Here is an 18,005-nt window from a genome sequence, read left to right as displayed (position 1 = left end):
ATTCTAAACAATGCAAAGCTATGTGCATACAACTCCTCAGTCAATCGCTATATATAGTGATTTTGACTCACTATATATAGCTAGTGGGTATCATTACAAGTAGTGATAATACCTTTAATTAAGAATGATTATTAGGTATTTTGTAATGAATTGAGTTATTACGAAGGCCGAAAACACAAAAGCCTATAAACCAAAACATCCCTTGAGAACCTGGTCTCAAGGGATGAATCGTTGTCTATAGTTGGCTTTATTGATACTAATATACTACCATTTCTTTCAAATTCAAGCGTTCAAACGTTTAATTGAAGAAATATTCCGTCCAAATGCCTGAATATACTGCCGAATGGTATTAATTCACTTTAACTGAATCGACTTTGGTGCTGTCTTTAAGCTCAAGTTTATCTTTAATTCTCTCCTTTAATTGCGGTTTTGAACCTGGAAATGTAGTTCGGGAGGATATATCATACCCTATATAAATCATTACAACGAAGAAAAGAACGGCAAATACCAGAAATATTCTTTTTGAGTTGCTCATCTAAATTTTGGTTGAAGCCACAAATATGCCATTGAAATGGCAAAAATTATATAAAACCACCATAAAGATATGTCAACCTTATTATTGATAAGTGCTGTTGCAGCTATGTTACTTTCATTGGCAAGTTTCCGGTTAGCCAGGATCCTTTTTGTCATTTGGGCAGTTTCAAAGTCGGTAGGTTTGCGAACATAAAAGTATTTTCTATTCTCACTGTTACCGTCAACATCCACATAATTCCAACCAAGACTATTAGGCCACATGTCACTCTCCCACTTGTCACCAACAAACATATTTTGTTTGAGTGCAATATCATTCGAGCCATAAAGAACTCTGGACAAGGTGTCAATTCTGAATTCAAATTTCAATGGCCTATGAACATAATTATGCTCTGACTGAAACGACCACTGCTCTGATTGAGGCCTAAGGCAGCTCTCAACCAAATTTTTCCACAGGTTTTGATATGCTTCTTCATATCCTGCTAAGGAAAGTTGATAGGTGCTTAAAAAAGAAGATAGTACAACTTTGCCCAACCCGTAAGGCCTACTTTGAACTATAGATCCCTCAGCATCGGAATAAATAGCCTCTGATAGCGCACTTGGCACAAAACGATAGGTAGAAGTTCCTAACTCTAATTCATTGTTATTGGAAGAAAGTATAAACAGATCATTCTTTACTTTTTTATAGTCTGCGTGGGCCCATGGAGGAAGTTTGCCCACTAATTCTCCATCTCCCGCAACGATCAAGATTCCGAGGCCCTCATTTTGAATAGCATTGGACAGGGCCTCCTGCTGACTCCTTGGTAAAGCAATAAGTTGAGCGGCATTAATAATGATAACGTCAAAAGGTTTTAGATTGGCTTCGCTAAGCCGGGTCAATTCGTTTATGCTCGTCCCTTTGCTTTCATATCTGTATCTGTCAGTTGAAATTTGGCTTCTTATAAAGTAATTGTGACCTGATGATTCGAGGAATTGTTTCAGAAACCGACTCTCAAAAGTGGGGAAAGCATTAATGAGCAAAACATCAAATTTCTTTGCCGGAGTTACAATAAGAGGAATAGATTCTGCTTTAACTAGCTGACCCTTAGCATCAAACAGACTAAGTGCTAGTACATACCTACCCACCGCCTTGAGTTTACAATTAAGACTGACAGTATTTAAGTCATCAATTATTATGGCTGAATCATACTTCTGCCCTAGTCCCTGAAGTACTAGTTTTTGACCATTCAGACCTTTTACCTTTACTTTTATTTCGACTTCTTCACCTTCACCAACTTCACTAGGGTACTTAACATCAACAATTCCTGATGGTATTTCGGGTTGAATGAAAGCAACATTTCTGTCAGCTACCTTCCAAAGGTCATGTTCAGGAATACCATAGCCATCTACTATAATATTTGGGCTTAAATGATTTGCTTGAACAGTATCTGACCAATCAATAAAACGAGCATTAGGATGAGCTAGCCTAAGGCTATCCTGATTGGTGCTTCCATTGGAAAAGAGTACCGTTAAGTCATCTGTATTTTCGGTTAAATAAAAAGGTTTAAGTGCTATTAAAAACAAGGAAGCAATCGCCAGTACAACGGCTATTATTCGCGTTAATCTCTGAGATTTATCTTGCCTTAATAGTTCAATCCAGATTAACAAAACCAACAATAACAGTCCTCCAACAAAGAAAAACTGCCAATTATCCAACTGCCTCACTCCCAACCTCTCAATCATTTGCAGCTTTATTCAATTGGTTAAGATATAATTTGGTAAGGGCATCTTCACTACTGGCTTTAGCATTCGGTGTTGGGAGATTATCAGGAATTGCCTGATGCAATTGATTTTGAACCTTAATAAGTATCCTGGGAAGCTCTTCTTGTTCAACTTTCCTTAAAGACAACTTCTGCAAATTCTGAAGTGCCTCCAAATACTTCACTGGTGCCTCAATGGCAATACCTGCCATCTCATCACCTGCTTTCTTAAAAATTGCAGCGTCATAATCGATAGTTAAAGACGCTTTTAATTGCTCTATATAGCTTAATGCAGCTAGTATAGCTGGGTATTTAATCTCCTTATTCTCGTTTTCATTATATCTGGTGAGCGTTTCTACTTTTTCTAAATCGCCAGTCAATCGCTTTTCTTCCTTTATAGGAGGCGGATCAAAACCCATACGGTGCACATAAATTCGGGCATGGTTTTTTATCTCTTTGATAAGCTCTAAAGCCTTATATTGGTAGGGTAATGATTTTTCAGGTTCAAATAACCTCAGATAAAGCTCAGCATCCCACATTTCATTCATTGCCGCTCTTAGTTTCCCTTTTATAGATGCTATATATAAAGTTGTTTCCTCGGGGTCATCATGATCGTGCACATAGGCTTTTAGAGGGTCATCTTCATCCTCCTCTGCCTCTTCTGGCACAAGATTATGTTCATTTTCTGTATCATGGGCATGTGAGTACGCAGCCAAAGGATCAGTTTCTTCATGGTCTTCTCCCATTTCTTCTTCAACTGCTTCATGGGTATCTTCTGTAATGCCTGTTTCAAACTCCTCACCCATAAACTGACCATATTTTAGCCTGAGGGCTTTCTGGTCAAAACCTAGTTCATTGCTGGTGAAGTTAAAATCCTTCTTAGCCAAGGATGGCTTATTTTTAATCAGCTTCTCTGTGTCAATGATCAACTGCCGCTGACTTCTGAAATAGTCAGGCATGAGGTCAACACCTAAAGATCCTTCAAGTGTAAATTCAATCTCTGTAGTATCTCTTATGCTCACAAAATAGGTTTCTGTTCTGGTGCGATTAGGCTTAGGCTGCTTGATATCAAAAACCTCTACATAAAAATACAGTTCATCCCCAGGCTCCATTTTCAGGTCATCAAGATTGATCGATTTCTTTCTAACAGCAGATTTAGCACCCATTTTTAATGGTTTATCAAATTCAAGCTGCTCCTCCCTAAACTTCACCGATTCTCCTGAACCCTTACTTACTGTAGCAATGATTGACGCAGCTGCCAGTCCATAATCATCACGCATTTCCGTGGTGAAGGCAATATCCTTAGGATCATTAATTTCCAGTTGAGTAAACCTGTCTAGATCAATAACTTCGGCAACTGGCACCTCATCTTCAACCACAATAAGTTGGTAAATATCTGATTCGTATCTGATGTCAAAATCATCAAAAAAAACAAACTTGTAAAAGCCTGATTCTTCTAACGCAAGGCTGACTTGATAACTATTATTGCGTTTTGTGAAATTGAATTGGCTACCACCAACTGTTTCAATTAGCACTCTGTTAACTGGCTGACTGAACTCCAGTGACCAATTGACCCCGGACCCAACCAACCCGGATATATTCATCTGGGAAGAGGTTGTTGTTTTCAACCCAGTGTATGCCGGTGGTCTGATACTAACAGTTTGAGATAAAATTTTTGCTGGTTCTTTTTTTGAAGTTGTGTCTGCAGTACTGAAATTAATTGGGCTATTCTCAATACTGTTTTGGGGCTGTAAAGAGTCAAATACTGGTGAAATATTGATAATCCAGCTGACCAAAAGCATAATTACCATCGGGCCTATCAACCTAATAAAATGCAATGGAGGATGGATTTTACTTGACATTTGGGCAATTCTATTGCTTATTTTCTGCTGCTGTAAAGTGGCCAAAAAAGACAGACTGGAAGTATCGATTATTAACAAATAGGCGCTGTTTTCAGCATCAGCCAGTTTTACATCAACCCATTGGGCACTTTTTTTAATATCTACCCTCCAGGGGCTGAAATATAAAAGCAACAAAACATATATGGGCAATGACAACAATCCTAAATGGAAGTTATTAAGTCCAAATTCATATTTCGAATTAACTACCAGAAGAACGGACATCAGACCTACTAGCCAAAGCACACTTTCAAGTACCAAAAGCCCACGCCACTGGTTCTTTAACCGGTTCAATATTTTGTATCCTGCACTCATAAGGCCTTTTTCATTGATACAAACCTTTCAAATACCAATACAAAAAACAACAATACCCAAAGCCAATATTGATTTCCTGCTTTACTCTGTGCTTGCAGTGTTTCAATATTCACGTTCTTTACCGGATTCAATTGTGAGGATGAAATAATCCTTTGATCATTAGCATCAACAGGTAATGCATAAAACAATTCCAACAGCTTGTTAGAAAGGTCATTGGCCAGCACATTATCATAATTTAATCTGGAGTTTAGGTGATAGCTTCTATCATCAATCCCTTCATACAATAATGGTTTAAACTTATCTTTCTTTATACTTATCGATTTTGCCTCCGCATCAGGGATTTCAGCTTCAGTAAGCCAGATCAACCAATCAAACTCTAAAGTCAATTCTTTTCCCTTTTGTGCAGTCACTTTTATGGGGAAGCCTGTGTATTCTGCTATACCTCTTATTTGAGCGTCCAAAATGGTTTTATCTTTCAAAAACCCTTCCTCATAAACCATGGCCACTTCCAGCGTATCTAATCTCTTTAGAGGCATCCCAGTGAGTTGGTCTTTTAGTTTAACTTCATTATCATCAATTACCACTTTTTCGGGTAATTCAGCAACTACCTGCTTTGTGTAGGTGGTAGAAAAACCATCAGAGCTGCCATAGAACAAGACAAACCTGTCAGCCAATTGGTAAGCAGCTGCCAGGTACCTTTTAGTCTCTAAAGGATCAATTGATATAATATTAACTACCTTATTGATTTCTGGCCTTTTGCCTTTAGTATCAGCTAAGGTTTGGTTTGAAAAAATGATAATAGAGTCCGAATTAAGCTTATTTATGTCATTAGCAAGCGCCCAAAGGTTTTGAGATGCTTGCTCGACCTCCTCTTCAGGGTCATAAACGGGTAGATTATCAATCATTAACCTGATTTCATACCGATCCATCATGCTATCCAGGGCAGTCTGCACTCTGTCATCTTGTAGTACTCTTGGGTCTACAAGCGCAATGTTTTTTGATACCTTATTTTCTTTAATAATTAAACCAGCCATTAGAAAAGAGATAATTCCCAGTATCAGGCACCTTAACAATAGCAAGAACACCTCATTAAGTTGAATACTTTTTGACTGGTTGGAATCCTGAGTGGGTACAAACTGGATGCTACCAATCTTAATTACCTTAGCCTCTTTTTTATTCCATAAATGGATGGCTATCGGGATCAGAAACCCCAATAAGGCAAAAAGGTATGTGCTATTGGCGAAATTCATTAAAGCAGCGTTAACCTTTGTTTTAAGAATAAGTTAATAACCTCTCCAATATTGTCCTTAATGTTAAACATTGTGTAGTCAATACCATTGTGCAACATATCAGATTTAGTCTTTTCAAGATGCTCATTCATGGCCGCCACATAGCTCTCTCTTACTACTGAGGCATCCACTTTAACCCGTTTATGAGTTTCCAAATCCTCAAGAGTAACTGCACCTTTATAGTTCATCAAAAGCTCGTTATCTGTAATAAGATGGATTACTATCACCTCGTTTCGCTTGGTTTTGAGTCTATTTACAAAACTGGTTAGCTCACCATCAGACTCATACATATCAGTAACAAAAACTATAAGTTCTTTATGCCGAAAATCATGTAAGGCATCAGTCGATGTTCTTGAAGAAGGCCATTTTCCCTCACTTTTTATTTCTAACAGCTGATGCAAAAACCTGTTGAGATGCTGGGTCTGTACTTTAGGGTGAAGGGCGTATAATTGATTCTCATTTAAACCAAATAGACCAATGGCATCACCCTGATGTTTGGCTAAATAGCCCAATGTAGCTACCAAAAATCTAGCGTAATCCATTTTAGAAAGCTCCCCATCCGAATGCTGCATAGAGTTACTGGCATCAACAATAAACTTAACGGCAATGTTGGTATCGATCTCAGATTGCTTGATATAATACCTTGAAGAACGCGCCAGCATCTTCCAATCCAACAAGCGTAAATCATCACCGGGCTCATAGCTTCTGTACTGACTGAATTCCATTCCTGCTCCAACCCTTCTACTGGTATTAAGACCTGAGAAATACCCCTCTACTACCACACGGGCAATAAGTTCCAGACCCTTGATTGAGTTTAGTATTTCAGGTTTTAATAAGGATTGGTAATCAGTTTTCACACCATTAATTATTTTTTACCATTAACAGGCAATTGAATACTTTTTAAAAGATTAGTTGTGACATCATCTGAAGTTATTCCTTCAGCTTCAGCTTTAAAATTAACCAATACCCTATGGCGGAGCACAGGATAGGCCACACTCTGAATATCTTCCAATGTCACTCCAAACCTGCCTTTCTGAAGCGCCCTTGCCTTGGCTGTAAGTATAACAGCTTGGCCTGCCCTCGGACCGGCACCCCAACTTACCCACTCTTTAACATAGTCATTGGTTGTGGTTGCTGGCCTGGTGGCTCTTACGAGCTTACTCACCATAGACACAAGGTCATCACTGATAGGAACATCACGTACTAAATTCTGAAGCTTCACGATCTCATCACCGGTCATCACAGCTTCTGGCTGAGCACCTTTTTTACCAGTAGTATTTTTAAGAATTGCTGTCTCCTCACTTTCTTCAGGATAGCCAATTCTTATGTACAATAAGAACCTGTCTAGCTGAGCCTCCGGCAATGGAAAGGTTCCTGCCTGCTCAATAGGATTCTGCGTAGCTAAAATAAAAAATGGCCTTTCTAACTTATATGTCTTTCCTGCATAAGTAACCTCAAACTCCTGCATGGCCTCCAGTAATGCCGACTGCGTTTTTGGAGGAGTTCTGTTAATCTCATCTGCCAACACAATGTTTGAAAAGATCGGCCCTTTGTTGAACTCAAAGAATTTCTTACCCGTAGTATGGTCTTCTTCCAATATTTCAGTACCTACAATATCTGAAGGCATTAAGTCTGGCGTAAACTGAATTCTTCTAAAATCAAGATCAATTGCCTGAGACAATGTCCTAATCATCAGGGTTTTAGCTAAACCAGGCACACCTTCAAGCAGTGCATGACCACCAGCCAGAAAAGTGATTAATAGCTGATCTATTGCTTCCTCTTGTCCAACAATTACTTTAGCTATCTCCTTTTTAAGGGCGCCAAGTTTATCTACCAGTGCTGTTACCTCTGCTTCAGTTTGTACAATTTCTTTGCTCATATTAAATGTAATTTCATGCCCTCATGGCTGGAAACAAATCCCAATTTCTCATAAAATTTAATTGCCTCGGGTCTCTTTTTATCTGTTGTTAATTGCACCAAATGAGCACCTTTATCTTTCGCCAGCTCAATGGCTTTATTTATCATTAATTGTCCTAATCCTGTTCCTTGAAGTTCCTCATGTATTCTAACTCCTTCAATCTGAGCCCTTATCCCACCAGAGTAAGTCAGGTTCTGAATAAAAGTCAGCTGAAAAGTTCCTACAACTTCACCATCCTTCTCTGCTACGAAAACAGCATTATTACGCTCTTGCTTTATTGCATCAAATGCTTTGATATAGCGCTGATCAATCCCTTCACTTCTCTTTTCCCTTCCTGCACCCAATGCGTCATTGTACAAAAGATCAACAATAGTCGGCAAGTCTTGACTTTCTGCTTCTCTAAATTCCATTATTAGATTGCTCACGATTCATAAAAACTAACATTCTCGTCTATAGATTCCGGCCTGTCTGCCGACAAAGGCAGGCTCAAGGCCGGAATGACAACCTGGTCTTGTTTTGTGTCGTAGCATGTTTCACCTACAATCTCTCTATTATTAATAACCTTCATATTCTAAGATGTTAAAGCATACATTACAATATTTACCCCAAACCTGGTGTTGTCTATCTTATACCAGCGTTTGTTTCTAAAGTCGTAATCCCACTCACAGCCATAGTCCTTATTGCTATAAAGCACACCTATCCTCCCATTTACCTCTATAGCCTTGAGGTAGTCATGCACCAGATCATCACCCCAGCCATTTAGCTCCTGCGAAGTGGTGGGCGGCCCATCTTCAAAAGTGAAAAAGGCATTATAGATGTCATGATCGTTAGGTATCTTCTTTAATGCATCAGCACCAAAAAGCTGGGTCATTTGTTCTTCAAATGACTTGGCAAAAAGGCCATCAATATCATGATTGCAGTCATCAACAAAAACAAACCCTCCATTATCAATATACTTCTTAAAGTTGTCCCGCTCTTTAGGAGAAAACTGTACAAGCTTATGCCCAGACAAATAGCAAAATGGGCATTTAAATAAATCGTTACTGCTCAGGGAAATGATATTCTCGTTTGTATCAATCTTCAAGGTAGTATACTCTACCAATGAGTTCAAAAGATTGGAAGGCATCCGCTGATCCGTATCCCAATCCCCTGATTCGTATTGAAGTCTTGTAAAGAAAAATGTACCTGCAGGTCTTTCTGTCATCAATTAAATAGTCTTCTCTTCTATTAAAAACCTAACGATTTATAACTGCAATTTGTGCGGTAATTGCTTCAAGTAGTAACTGAATTACATAAGTGGTCTCCATTCATGGTCTTTTGATACTGATTATCAATTATTTAAACGTTTTCATAAAAACACTGGCAATGGGCATCACATACAATGAAAAAAGGTCACTTACTGTTAATTAAGTGACCTTTTAAATAAGTTAACTCAAGTTAACTTACCGATTGCAAAGTTTAAACGGCATCAGACAAACTTGTAAATGTAAAGTCTCGCACCTTCATGTAAGGGATAAGGTTTCCATCAACCCGTTCTTGCTGGCCCAATGTTTCCAGATTATTTAGCATGATAATCGGGCTTTCATTAAACCTGAAGTTTTTGATAGGATACTTGATCTTGCCATTCTCAATAAAGAAAGTACCATCCCGTGTAAGGCCTGTATATAATAACGTTTGAGGATCAACCGTTCTGATGTACCACAACCTTGTTACCAGGATTCCTTTCTTAGTGTCTTTGATCATATCTTCCAAAGAAGCATCTCCTCCAGCCATAATTCCATTACTTGGAAATGGCACGGGATCAACACCCTTTTGCTTGGCCCAATATCTATCGTAAAACAAGTTCTTCACAACACCGTTTTCAATGAAATTCATTTTCTTAAGTGCCTGTCCAGAACCATTCCATGGTGAAGATGGAACCTCCTCGTTTAATGGATCGGTCCATAAATTCACTCTTTCATCAACAATCTTTTCACCCAGCTTTGTGCCTCCACCTTCTTTGGACATAAAACTTCTGCCTTCATCAGCATTTCGTGCATTGAAAGAAAAAAGCATATTGCCCAGTAGTTGGCTTGAAGCTGATGGTTCCAGAATAACAGTGTACTTGCCCGGCTCAATTGCCTGAGCCTTTCTCGACATTAATGCTTTGTCAATAGCTCTTCTAGAAGCCATTGAAGCATTTAATTTGGCCACATCGGTCACATCTCTCGTTGCCCAACCAGAACCAGTACCATCATTAGTACGCATGGTCACTGTGAAGTTGGCATTTGTAGATTTATTATAAGCAAATAGGCCTTTAGAGTTCATCATGGCACTAAAGCCATTAGAATCATCCAGAAAACCTGCTGCCGTTACATCTTTTGCAGCTGCAGGATTGATACTATCAGCAGCTACTTGGGCTCTAAACTCAGGAGTTATGTTAGCCGTAGCATCCACATAAGTTTTAGATTCATCATATTGCTGAGGGCCTAAAGGCTCCATAAACTCCGGGTTTTCAGGAGACAATTTTGCCAATTCCTCTGCCCTGCGCACAACTTTCTCCAACGATGCATCATCAAACTCATCAATAGTTGCGGTGCCCGATTTTAAGCCAAAACTCGATTGAACTACCAGGTTTTGGTTTGAGCGATAACCGGCAGTGGAAACTGTATTTCTTGCATATCGAATATTTCCACTCTCGCTACCACTTAGATTTACTTCGCACGTATCAGCTTTAGAAAAAGACAAAGCCTTTTCCATAATTCTGCGTGCATCTTCTTTTGAATATATTGCCATTGTATTAATTCAATTTATGGTTTAACAAATCATTAAATGGTTCTGCCGGTATTAATAACATTAACGCCATCGAAGCGAGTAGTTGAGCTTCCATGAGAAACAGCACTTACTTGTGAAGGCTGGCCTTTTCCATCGAAGAATGAACCAAATAAACGATAATCGTCTTTATCGCAAATCTTAGAACATGAGTTCCAAAATTCTTGCGTATTAGATTGATAGGCCACATCATTCAACATGCCTTCAACCTTACCATTTTTAATTTCATAGAATGCAGTACCGCCAAACTGGAAGTTGTAACGCTGCTGATCTATAGAATAGGAACCTCTACCAGCAATATAAATACCCTTCTCAACATCCTTGATCATATCATTGATGGAGTACTTTTCTTTGCCTGCCTCAAGGGATACATTTGGCATTCTCTGGAACTGTACGTCATTCCAGCTCTGTGAGTAGCAGCAGCCATGAGACTCGTTTTGGTCAATCATGTGTACCTGATCCCTGATGGCCTGGTAGTTAACCAAGATACCATCCCTTACCAGATCCCACTTCTTACATTCCACTCCTTCATCATCATAACCTACGGCACCTAATGAACCTTCCTGGGTTTTATCAGCAATAAGGTTCACCTTGTCGCTACCATATTTAAAGTCTCCGGACTTCCATTTATCGAGAGTAGCAAAGCTTGTTCCTGCATAATTGGCTTCATAGCCTAATACCCTGTCAAGTTCCAATGGATGTCCTACTGATTCGTGAATTGTTAAGCCTAAGTGATTCGGCTCAAGCACCAAGTCATACTTACCAGGGTCAACAGATTTAGCGGTCAGCATTTCTTTTGCCTGCTTAGCAGCCAAAGTTGCATCTTCTACTATATCATAACTCTGACGATAGAGGTTCATGCCTGTTCCTTCAGGGCCAGCTAATTTTTCAGAGTCCAGTCCATCCATGTATTCATAGCCCATACCCATAGGGGCGCTCATGGCCTGGCGGGTTTTGAATTTACCACCACCAATGGCCGTAACGCCAAAAGTTGGCCATATTCTGTGCACATCCTGATCAATATAAGAACCGTCAGTAGAAGCAAAATATTTTTGTTCATTCACCATGAACAATGCCGAATTAACATAATTGGCGCCATTTTCCATGGCCGCTGCATTGGCAGTAAGCAACAGATCTACTTTCTCTGAGATAGGCACATCTTTAAAATCCTTTTTAATAGGCGTTTTCCAACTTACATCTCCCTTACCTTTTACAGGTGCTAATTTTACCGGGTCAGTTTGGATTTTTGAGTTGGCTTTTGCTATAGCTACCGCCTGATTGGTAGCTTTCTTAATACCATCTGGTGAAACATCGTTAGTAGATGCAAAACCCCAGGTGCCATTGGTTATTACTCTTATACCAATACCGAATGATTCGGTATTAACCACATTTTGTACTTTGTCTTCCCTTGTGAACACATACTGATTCAAATATCTACCGATACGCGCATCTGCATATGTTGCCCCAAGTGATTTTGCTGTATTGAGTGCCACATCAGCCATCATTTTCTTCTGAGCCACGTCCATTCCTGGTGTAAGCAGCGCATCAGCAGAAATTGACTTGCCCATTAATGAAGTTGGTAGCATCATTGCTCCAGCTCCAAGACCGGCTAACTGGACAAAATCTCTTCTTTTCAAGTTCCCTCCTTTTTTTAGTTTGACTTAATATTTTAATTTGAGTACGACCTCAACTTTTAAGCTCACTATATTATTGGGGATATCAAAAGTCATTTATTTAAACGGTAAAATATTACGGTGTCAGGTGCAACTTTAGAAACAACAGAAATGAGGAAAATCATTCATATAGATATGGATGCTTTTTATGCTTCTGTGGAGCAGCGTGATAACCCGGAGCTACGGGGAAAGCCTGTGGCTGTTGGTGGCTCCGCAGAACGCGGTGTTGTGGCTGCGGCAAGCTATGAAGCCAGGCAATTTGGGGTAAAGTCTGCAATGCCCTCTAAAATAGCTGCTTCCAGATGCCCCCAATTGATCTTTGTAAGACCTAGATTTGATGCATACAAAGCCGTTTCACAACAAATAAGATCGATATTTTATGATTATACTGATTTGGTAGAACCTCTGTCACTAGATGAAGCCTACCTTGATGTGACCTCTAACAAGAAAGGCATGCTATCAGCAACCAGAATAGCTGTTGAGATTAGAAAGCGAATTTTTGAAGAGACACAGCTTACAGCATCTGCGGGGATATCGTTGAATAAGTTTTTGGCTAAGACCGCCTCAGATGTTAAAAAGCCGAACGGACTTTTTTTAATACCGCCAGATCAGGCTGAAGGATTTGTTGAGAAAATGCCAATAGAGAAGTTCTTTGGCATAGGAAAAGTCACCGCTGAGAAGATGCATAAAATGGGCATAAGTACCGGCAGGGATTTAAAGAAGTGGACCGAACTTTCTCTTGTTGACAGGTTTGGCAAATCAGGTCATTATTATTACCAAATTGCCCGAGCCATAGACAACAGAAAGGTAAATCCCAACAGAATCCAAAAGTCATTGGGTGCAGAAAACACTTTCTCTTCAGACTTAATGAGCTATGAATCGGTAAGAAGGGAGTTGGTAGAAATTAGTGAAGTACTGCACAGAAGAATGGAGCGATCCAAGACTGTTGGCAGAACGCTTACTGTTAAAGTAAAATACACCGACTTTAGAACCGTAACAAGAAGCAAAACCATCGACCAGTGGATCGAGAACATTGAACAAATACAGGTAATCTATGAAGAATTATTACCCTCTATTCTCATCGAAGATGGCATCCGACTTTTGGGGCTATCTTTAAGCAATTTAAACCATGAGGAACAGGAAGAAGAACAGCCAAAGGTTCTTCAGATGACGTTGGAGTTTTGAATAATTACTATTTTTAGCTGTGGCGAATAATTTCTTAACTAACCTGAGCGAGTTAACTGACGTAGATAGTAAGCTTCTACGTACAGCTTTTCATTTATTTATAAAGCCGCGGCAAGTTTTAGAAGATAAAACCGGGCACTATTCCTCATCATTAAGGTATGCCCTAACTCTAATTGGAGGTTTACTGTTTCTTATCATATTAGCAGATAGTATTTTCTATGAGGAAGGTTATGCCAACTATTGGAGAGTACCATTAAGGCTTCAGGAGCACCTTGAGCTTAGATCCGATATTGAGGATGACTTCTCATCTGTAATTCTAATGGTCGGAGTAATTCCGGCCTTTTGGTTGCTTAATAAACTGCTTTTCTATAAGAAGAGATCTTTGTCCTACTTTTTCAACCTTTCCCTCTACCTGCTAACCCAAATAACTAGTATTTCGGTAATCTTTTACTTTATGTCACTTCTATTTGAAAGTGAACTGTCCTTGTTTTTTGTAGCTGTCAATACCATCTACTTCTTCTATTTTACGGTAAGCATAAAAATAGATCGATGGTATTTAAGTATTGCTAAATTCGTGATATCAAGCGTGGTTGGGCTTGTTTCATTTAATTTCATTTCTCCTTATGTTCATAATTTCCTCACTATTCTTTTCAATTATCCAGAGAAAGAATATTCCATTGAATTAACAGATAAATCGATATTCATAAGTGTAAAAGAACAGTATACTGATTTCAAAGCCTATGCTGATATTATCTGCGCAGGAAGCAAATCATTCTATTTTATTGACAACTACCAATATGGCGTAGGTTTCTTTGACTTTGAAACTAATGAAAGCTGGCATCAGGAAATCATTAAAAATGATGAATATCAAAAAGTAGTTAGTCTCCTGGCTTCTCAAGAGAACGACATTTTAGTTGTTACCGGTGAGTCAGAAAATCAGTTAGAAGGCAATAAATTCATAAAGCTCTACTCGAAAACCGGTGAAGAACTGATTGATTTTAATTTAGATAACGATGTGCTTCTTTTGGATATTCAACTAATTGAATCCCGTGAAGGCCTTTTTGATTTGTTGATTCCCTCTCAAAAAAATGGCCAAAATAGCTATGAGTACAACAGAATGCACTTCTCGAAAAACAATAACCAATGGGGTTATATCATAGAAAATTACCTAAATCTTAGCCTGCCTTTAAGTAGTATCACCACAATTGACAATCATATAAAGGTTGGTGCTGTGGTGGCTAAACCTGACATACACTATGCCTATTTTGGAATTGTGCGTTACGACTCGGCCTGGAATTTAAAGTGGCACACTAACATTTACGATAAGTCTAATCCTTATGACCCAATTGTGACTCTTCAGTATGTAATTAGTGAAAAGAACAATGAAATATTGACGCAACATAGCTTATCTAATGATACTGCTGTTTTTTGTATAATAAAAAGCCTAAGTCTTGATGATGGTGCCATTAAATGGATCAAAAAAATTAATATCCCTGCTGACTTCACTGAGTTTCACACCCTGGATTATGACAGTGCCTTTATCTATTTGGCAGGTGAGAGTCATAAAGAGATAACAAAATGGCCTTGGAAGCCAAATTTTCATGCAGGCTTTGTCGCTAAACTTGATCGATATTCTGGAGAGTTAGTCAGCTACAAGCATTTTGGTAATAAAAGTACGGGTGGTCATACACGCTTAAGCACATTTGTGCAAACAGATTCTTCATTGCAACTTATTGGTGTAGAAGAGATGAACAGTATATTTGGTTTTGAATCTTCTGAAAGAAAGCATTTTATCTGGGAGATTAGGAAAGAGGATATTTAATTATTTAGCTAATAATCAGTCTATTCATACCAATATAAAACCTATTATTCTTAATTCATTTTAATTGGCATGAAACTTGAATATTTTAAGTTTTTAACCTGAATATTTCTGCTATGACCAATTTAAACCAACTTAAAAAATCAGTATTCCTTTCGATTATTTTACTCTGTCCAATACTTCTAAACTCTTGCGAGGATGACGAAGAACAACTTCTCGAGATTAGTCAAAGGATCAGTGCTATATGGATAGTACAAAACTATACCGTTGAGGGTAAGACATCTGCTGGACTAGGTGCTCAACTATACTTCAAACCATGTTCAAATTTATCACAATGTAGTGGAAGTTATTGGGGGGTTTCAACAAGTGCTGATTTCTTATATCAGTTGAAAGATGAAAATACTATATTGAACATTGAATATGATGACGTTGAAGAGCACAAAAAGTTTGAAGGCGATTGGACTATTGAAAGGTTTACCAATAATGATTTAAAATTAACTAGAATTAGTAGTGTGGGAACTGATGAAATAAGCCTAACAACTTCCTTCAAACAAAATTGAATATCCAAGCATTTAAAATCTACTCTAAAGCCGCTCAACTTAAGCGGCTTTTCTATTTTTCCCAATAGACCTTCACAGCCGAAAGCCTATCACCCTTATAACGTTCTTCTTGCACAACTTCAAAACCCATCTTTTCATAAAAAGTAATAGGCGAATTATAAGGCTCTCCATTAGTCCTTTTATAGTCTTCATGATCTACCACCCAGCCACAGAGGTGTTCTTCTTCAGCCTTTATTAGTTCTATGAGCTTTTTGCCTATTCCTTTGCCTTGCTGACTGCTATCAACTATCACAGAAAACCACCTTTCCCCTTCCCTGTCAAATGTAGCAATCCAGCCAACCAGCTTATTACCATCAAGTAACAAGTTATGCTTTGGTCTACCCATCTTTAACAAAAACCCGTCAAAGGCATCAAGATTCTTGTAAGCCAGGCGGTCAGGATATTCTTTGTTCCAAAGGTCAAGTACTGCCTTCTTTTTTAACGGTGAAAGCTCTATTCTTTCTTGCAGGTTCATACTCTTCCTAACCTCAAAAAAATTGGAAACTTGATAGTCTTTAACTCTTCTTTCCAATACTTTCTAAGCTCTTTTTCCAAATCATCCACGGGATCAAAACCTTTAGCTTTCTCAAAATGCTTGACCGCAGACCATGTTTTTATGTACCCAATATAATGATCTAGCGACCATTTAGCGGTGAACTCAAATTCCGGGCATGCTATCTCCAGATATGGAAATGGCGTATTCTTGTATTGTTCATCAATATACTTTCTCTCTTCATCCCAATAAGGCCCTACAATGTCATAATAAAAATGGTGCATCAACTCATTTACCTTCTCATCAACAGCATGTAACCCGTAACCAAATAGAGCAACTGTCCCGCCAGGCTTTAGCACTCTTTTTGCCTCATTATGAAATCGATCGAAATCAAACCAATGATAAGCCTGTCCTACCGTAATAAGCTCAATGGAATTGTCATCAAAGCTAGTTTGCTCTGCCACTTGAACGGAATAGTGAATATTGCCCTTTCGCATTGCATTATCAATCTGTTTTTCACTCAGATCTGTAGCATAAACAGTTCTGAAATGGCTTGACAGTTCTGAGGCTACCTGCCCATTGCCGGTGGCACAGTCCCAGGCAAGCTCCCTACCTTCAGTATTTGCCAAAATGAAATTATACAGTGTTTCAGGATATGCTGGTCTAAATCTCGCATAATCGGCAGCATGCCCTGAAAAATTATCCTTCATTGTCTTTGTTTAATTTATCCCAATCAAAATCCTTTTTACGGACATATACCACCTTCTCCACCTCTGTCACTATTTCCCCTTCCTTGTTTTTTATCTCACAGGTAAAAGAGTAGTCATTTTTGCCAATAGATTCAATCTCGTTCTTAATTGCCTCAATCTTTTTTTCTGAAATCTCAAAAACGCAGGTTAGTGTTCCCCGGCCAGGTTTTAAATACCGAATGCTGGCTGCTTTGTCCATAACCAGATAAGGACTTCCCAAATTGGCGGTGAGTATAAACATATACCAAGGATCGCACATAGAATATAAAGAACCACCATAATGAATGCCTATCAGATTCTTATTGTACCATCTCAATTTCATCGACACTTCAAACTTTCTAAAATCATCGCTCACATAATCCAGACTGATGCCCGTTCCAAGCATGGGTGGCCACCAGTTAATGAGCTTCATTTTCATTTTCTTACTAAGCATACATCAAATCTAAATGATCGTAAAATATAACCTAGAATTTTGATAGGTTTGCTTATTGATTACTAATAGATTTTGAATTTATGAAGACAGCAGAAATAGTAACCGCCAAGGGAACAATGAAGGTGGAATTCTTTGACAAGGATGCTCCCAATACAGTAGATAATTTCATCAAGCTATCAGAAAAGGGATTTTATGATGGCTTAACATTTCATAGGGTGATACCAAACTTTGTTATTCAAGGTGGCTGCCCAAATGGTACTGGTGCTGGTGGTCCCGGATACGCTATTGATTGTGAGCTGGATGGTGAAAACCAATACCATGACCGTGGAGTATTGTCTATGGCACACGCTGGCAGAAATACCGGAGGAAGTCAATTTTTTATCTGCCATAGCCGTGATAACACTGCCCATCTGGACAGAAATCACACCTGTTTCGGAAAAGTGGTAGAGGGACTTGATATTATTGACCAAATTGCACAAGGTGATACCATTGAAAAAGTGGTTATAAATAAGTAATAGTCCTTATTTCACTTTAAAAAGCCATTGGTAACACC

The 18,005-nt window shown here is 38.7% G+C and carries 18 protein-coding genes; 4 read left to right on the top strand and 14 right to left on the bottom strand.

Features of this window, described 5'->3' with window-relative positions; genetic code table 11:
- Positions 1–349: 349 nt before the first annotated feature.
- The 11 genes from RIB54_RS15645 to RIB54_RS15595 all read right to left on the bottom strand — a co-directional run bounded on the left by RIB54_RS15645 (position 350) and on the right by RIB54_RS15595 (position 12,138).
- Entirely contained in the window at positions 350–535 is a 186-nt protein-coding gene (locus RIB54_RS15645; protein WP_350071333.1) for a hypothetical protein, read from the bottom strand.
- Entirely contained in the window at positions 532–2,253 is a 1,722-nt protein-coding gene (locus RIB54_RS15640; protein ID WP_350101765.1) for a hypothetical protein, read from the bottom strand. Before RIB54_RS15640 ends, RIB54_RS15645 begins: the two co-directional genes overlap by 4 nt.
- The gene (locus tag RIB54_RS15635; protein ID WP_350101764.1) at positions 2,246–4,483 is read right to left on the bottom strand and encodes a hypothetical protein; all 2,238 of its coding nucleotides are present in this window, start codon (positions 4,481–4,483) and stop codon (positions 2,246–2,248) included. Before RIB54_RS15635 ends, RIB54_RS15640 begins: the two co-directional genes overlap by 8 nt.
- On the bottom strand, positions 4,480–5,733 hold the full coding sequence (locus RIB54_RS15630; protein ID WP_350101763.1) for a BatA domain-containing protein: 1,254 nt from the start codon (positions 5,731–5,733) through the stop codon (positions 4,480–4,482). Before RIB54_RS15630 ends, RIB54_RS15635 begins: the two co-directional genes overlap by 4 nt.
- Positions 5,733–6,629 (bottom strand): DUF58 domain-containing protein, encoded by an 897-nt coding sequence (locus RIB54_RS15625; RefSeq protein ID WP_350101762.1) that lies wholly within the window; start codon positions 6,627–6,629, stop codon positions 5,733–5,735. The genes RIB54_RS15630 and RIB54_RS15625 overlap by 1 nt, the downstream gene beginning before the upstream one ends.
- Positions 6,630–6,637: 8 nt before the next feature.
- Positions 6,638–7,651 (bottom strand): AAA family ATPase, encoded by a 1,014-nt coding sequence (locus RIB54_RS15620; RefSeq protein WP_350065859.1) that lies wholly within the window; start codon positions 7,649–7,651, stop codon positions 6,638–6,640.
- Positions 7,648–8,100, bottom strand: a complete 453-nt coding sequence (locus RIB54_RS15615; RefSeq protein WP_350101761.1) for a GNAT family N-acetyltransferase — start codon at positions 8,098–8,100, stop codon at positions 7,648–7,650. The genes RIB54_RS15620 and RIB54_RS15615 overlap by 4 nt, the downstream gene beginning before the upstream one ends.
- A gap of 11 nt (positions 8,101–8,111) precedes the next feature.
- Positions 8,112–8,258, bottom strand: a complete 147-nt coding sequence (locus RIB54_RS15610; RefSeq protein WP_350101760.1) for a hypothetical protein — start codon at positions 8,256–8,258, stop codon at positions 8,112–8,114.
- Between the two features lie 3 nt (positions 8,259–8,261).
- Complete coding sequence (locus RIB54_RS15605) at positions 8,262–8,894, bottom strand: DUF4159 domain-containing protein (protein ID WP_350101759.1); 633 nt, start codon at positions 8,892–8,894, stop codon at positions 8,262–8,264.
- Between the two features lie 254 nt (positions 8,895–9,148).
- The gene (locus RIB54_RS15600; RefSeq protein ID WP_350101758.1) at positions 9,149–10,465 is read right to left on the bottom strand and encodes a TldD/PmbA family protein; all 1,317 of its coding nucleotides are present in this window, start codon (positions 10,463–10,465) and stop codon (positions 9,149–9,151) included.
- Between the two features lie 32 nt (positions 10,466–10,497).
- The gene (locus tag RIB54_RS15595; protein WP_350101757.1) at positions 10,498–12,138 is read right to left on the bottom strand and encodes a TldD/PmbA family protein; all 1,641 of its coding nucleotides are present in this window, start codon (positions 12,136–12,138) and stop codon (positions 10,498–10,500) included.
- 147 nt (positions 12,139–12,285) lie between these two features.
- On the opposite strand from RIB54_RS15595, the gene dinB reads away from it, so the two are divergent.
- The 3 genes from dinB to RIB54_RS15580 all read left to right on the top strand — a co-directional run bounded on the left by dinB (position 12,286) and on the right by RIB54_RS15580 (position 15,738).
- On the top strand, positions 12,286–13,359 hold the full coding sequence (gene dinB, locus RIB54_RS15590) for a DNA polymerase IV (RefSeq protein WP_350101756.1): 1,074 nt from the start codon (positions 12,286–12,288) through the stop codon (positions 13,357–13,359).
- A 19-nt stretch (positions 13,360–13,378) separates the two neighbouring features.
- The gene (locus RIB54_RS15585) at positions 13,379–15,181 is read left to right on the top strand and encodes a hypothetical protein (protein ID WP_350101755.1); all 1,803 of its coding nucleotides are present in this window, start codon (positions 13,379–13,381) and stop codon (positions 15,179–15,181) included.
- Between the two features lie 113 nt (positions 15,182–15,294).
- The gene (locus tag RIB54_RS15580) at positions 15,295–15,738 is read left to right on the top strand and encodes a hypothetical protein (protein WP_350101754.1); all 444 of its coding nucleotides are present in this window, start codon (positions 15,295–15,297) and stop codon (positions 15,736–15,738) included.
- A 52-nt stretch (positions 15,739–15,790) separates the two neighbouring features.
- Here the strand turns inward: RIB54_RS15580 and RIB54_RS15575 are convergent, their stop codons facing one another.
- Genes RIB54_RS15575 through RIB54_RS15565 form a run of 3 tightly spaced genes read right to left on the bottom strand, consistent with a single transcriptional unit; the run spans position 15,791 to position 17,452 of the window.
- Entirely contained in the window at positions 15,791–16,252 is a 462-nt protein-coding gene (locus RIB54_RS15575) for a GNAT family N-acetyltransferase (protein WP_350101753.1), read from the bottom strand.
- On the bottom strand, positions 16,249–16,980 hold the full coding sequence (locus RIB54_RS15570) for a class I SAM-dependent methyltransferase (RefSeq protein WP_350101752.1): 732 nt from the start codon (positions 16,978–16,980) through the stop codon (positions 16,249–16,251). Before RIB54_RS15570 ends, RIB54_RS15575 begins: the two co-directional genes overlap by 4 nt.
- Positions 16,970–17,452, bottom strand: a complete 483-nt coding sequence (locus RIB54_RS15565; protein ID WP_350065878.1) for a DUF4442 domain-containing protein — start codon at positions 17,450–17,452, stop codon at positions 16,970–16,972. Before RIB54_RS15565 ends, RIB54_RS15570 begins: the two co-directional genes overlap by 11 nt.
- 80 nt (positions 17,453–17,532) lie before the next feature.
- Here RIB54_RS15565 and RIB54_RS15560 point away from each other — a divergent pair, with 80 nt between their 5' ends.
- Positions 17,533–17,967 (top strand): peptidylprolyl isomerase, encoded by a 435-nt coding sequence (locus RIB54_RS15560; RefSeq protein WP_350101751.1) that lies wholly within the window; start codon positions 17,533–17,535, stop codon positions 17,965–17,967.
- Positions 17,968–18,005: the final 38 nt, after the last annotated feature.

Source organism: Fulvivirga sp. (assembly GCF_040218215.1).
GTDB lineage: Bacteria > Bacteroidota > Bacteroidia > Cytophagales > Cyclobacteriaceae > Fulvivirga.
This window is presented reverse-complemented; position numbering and strand designations above follow the sequence as displayed.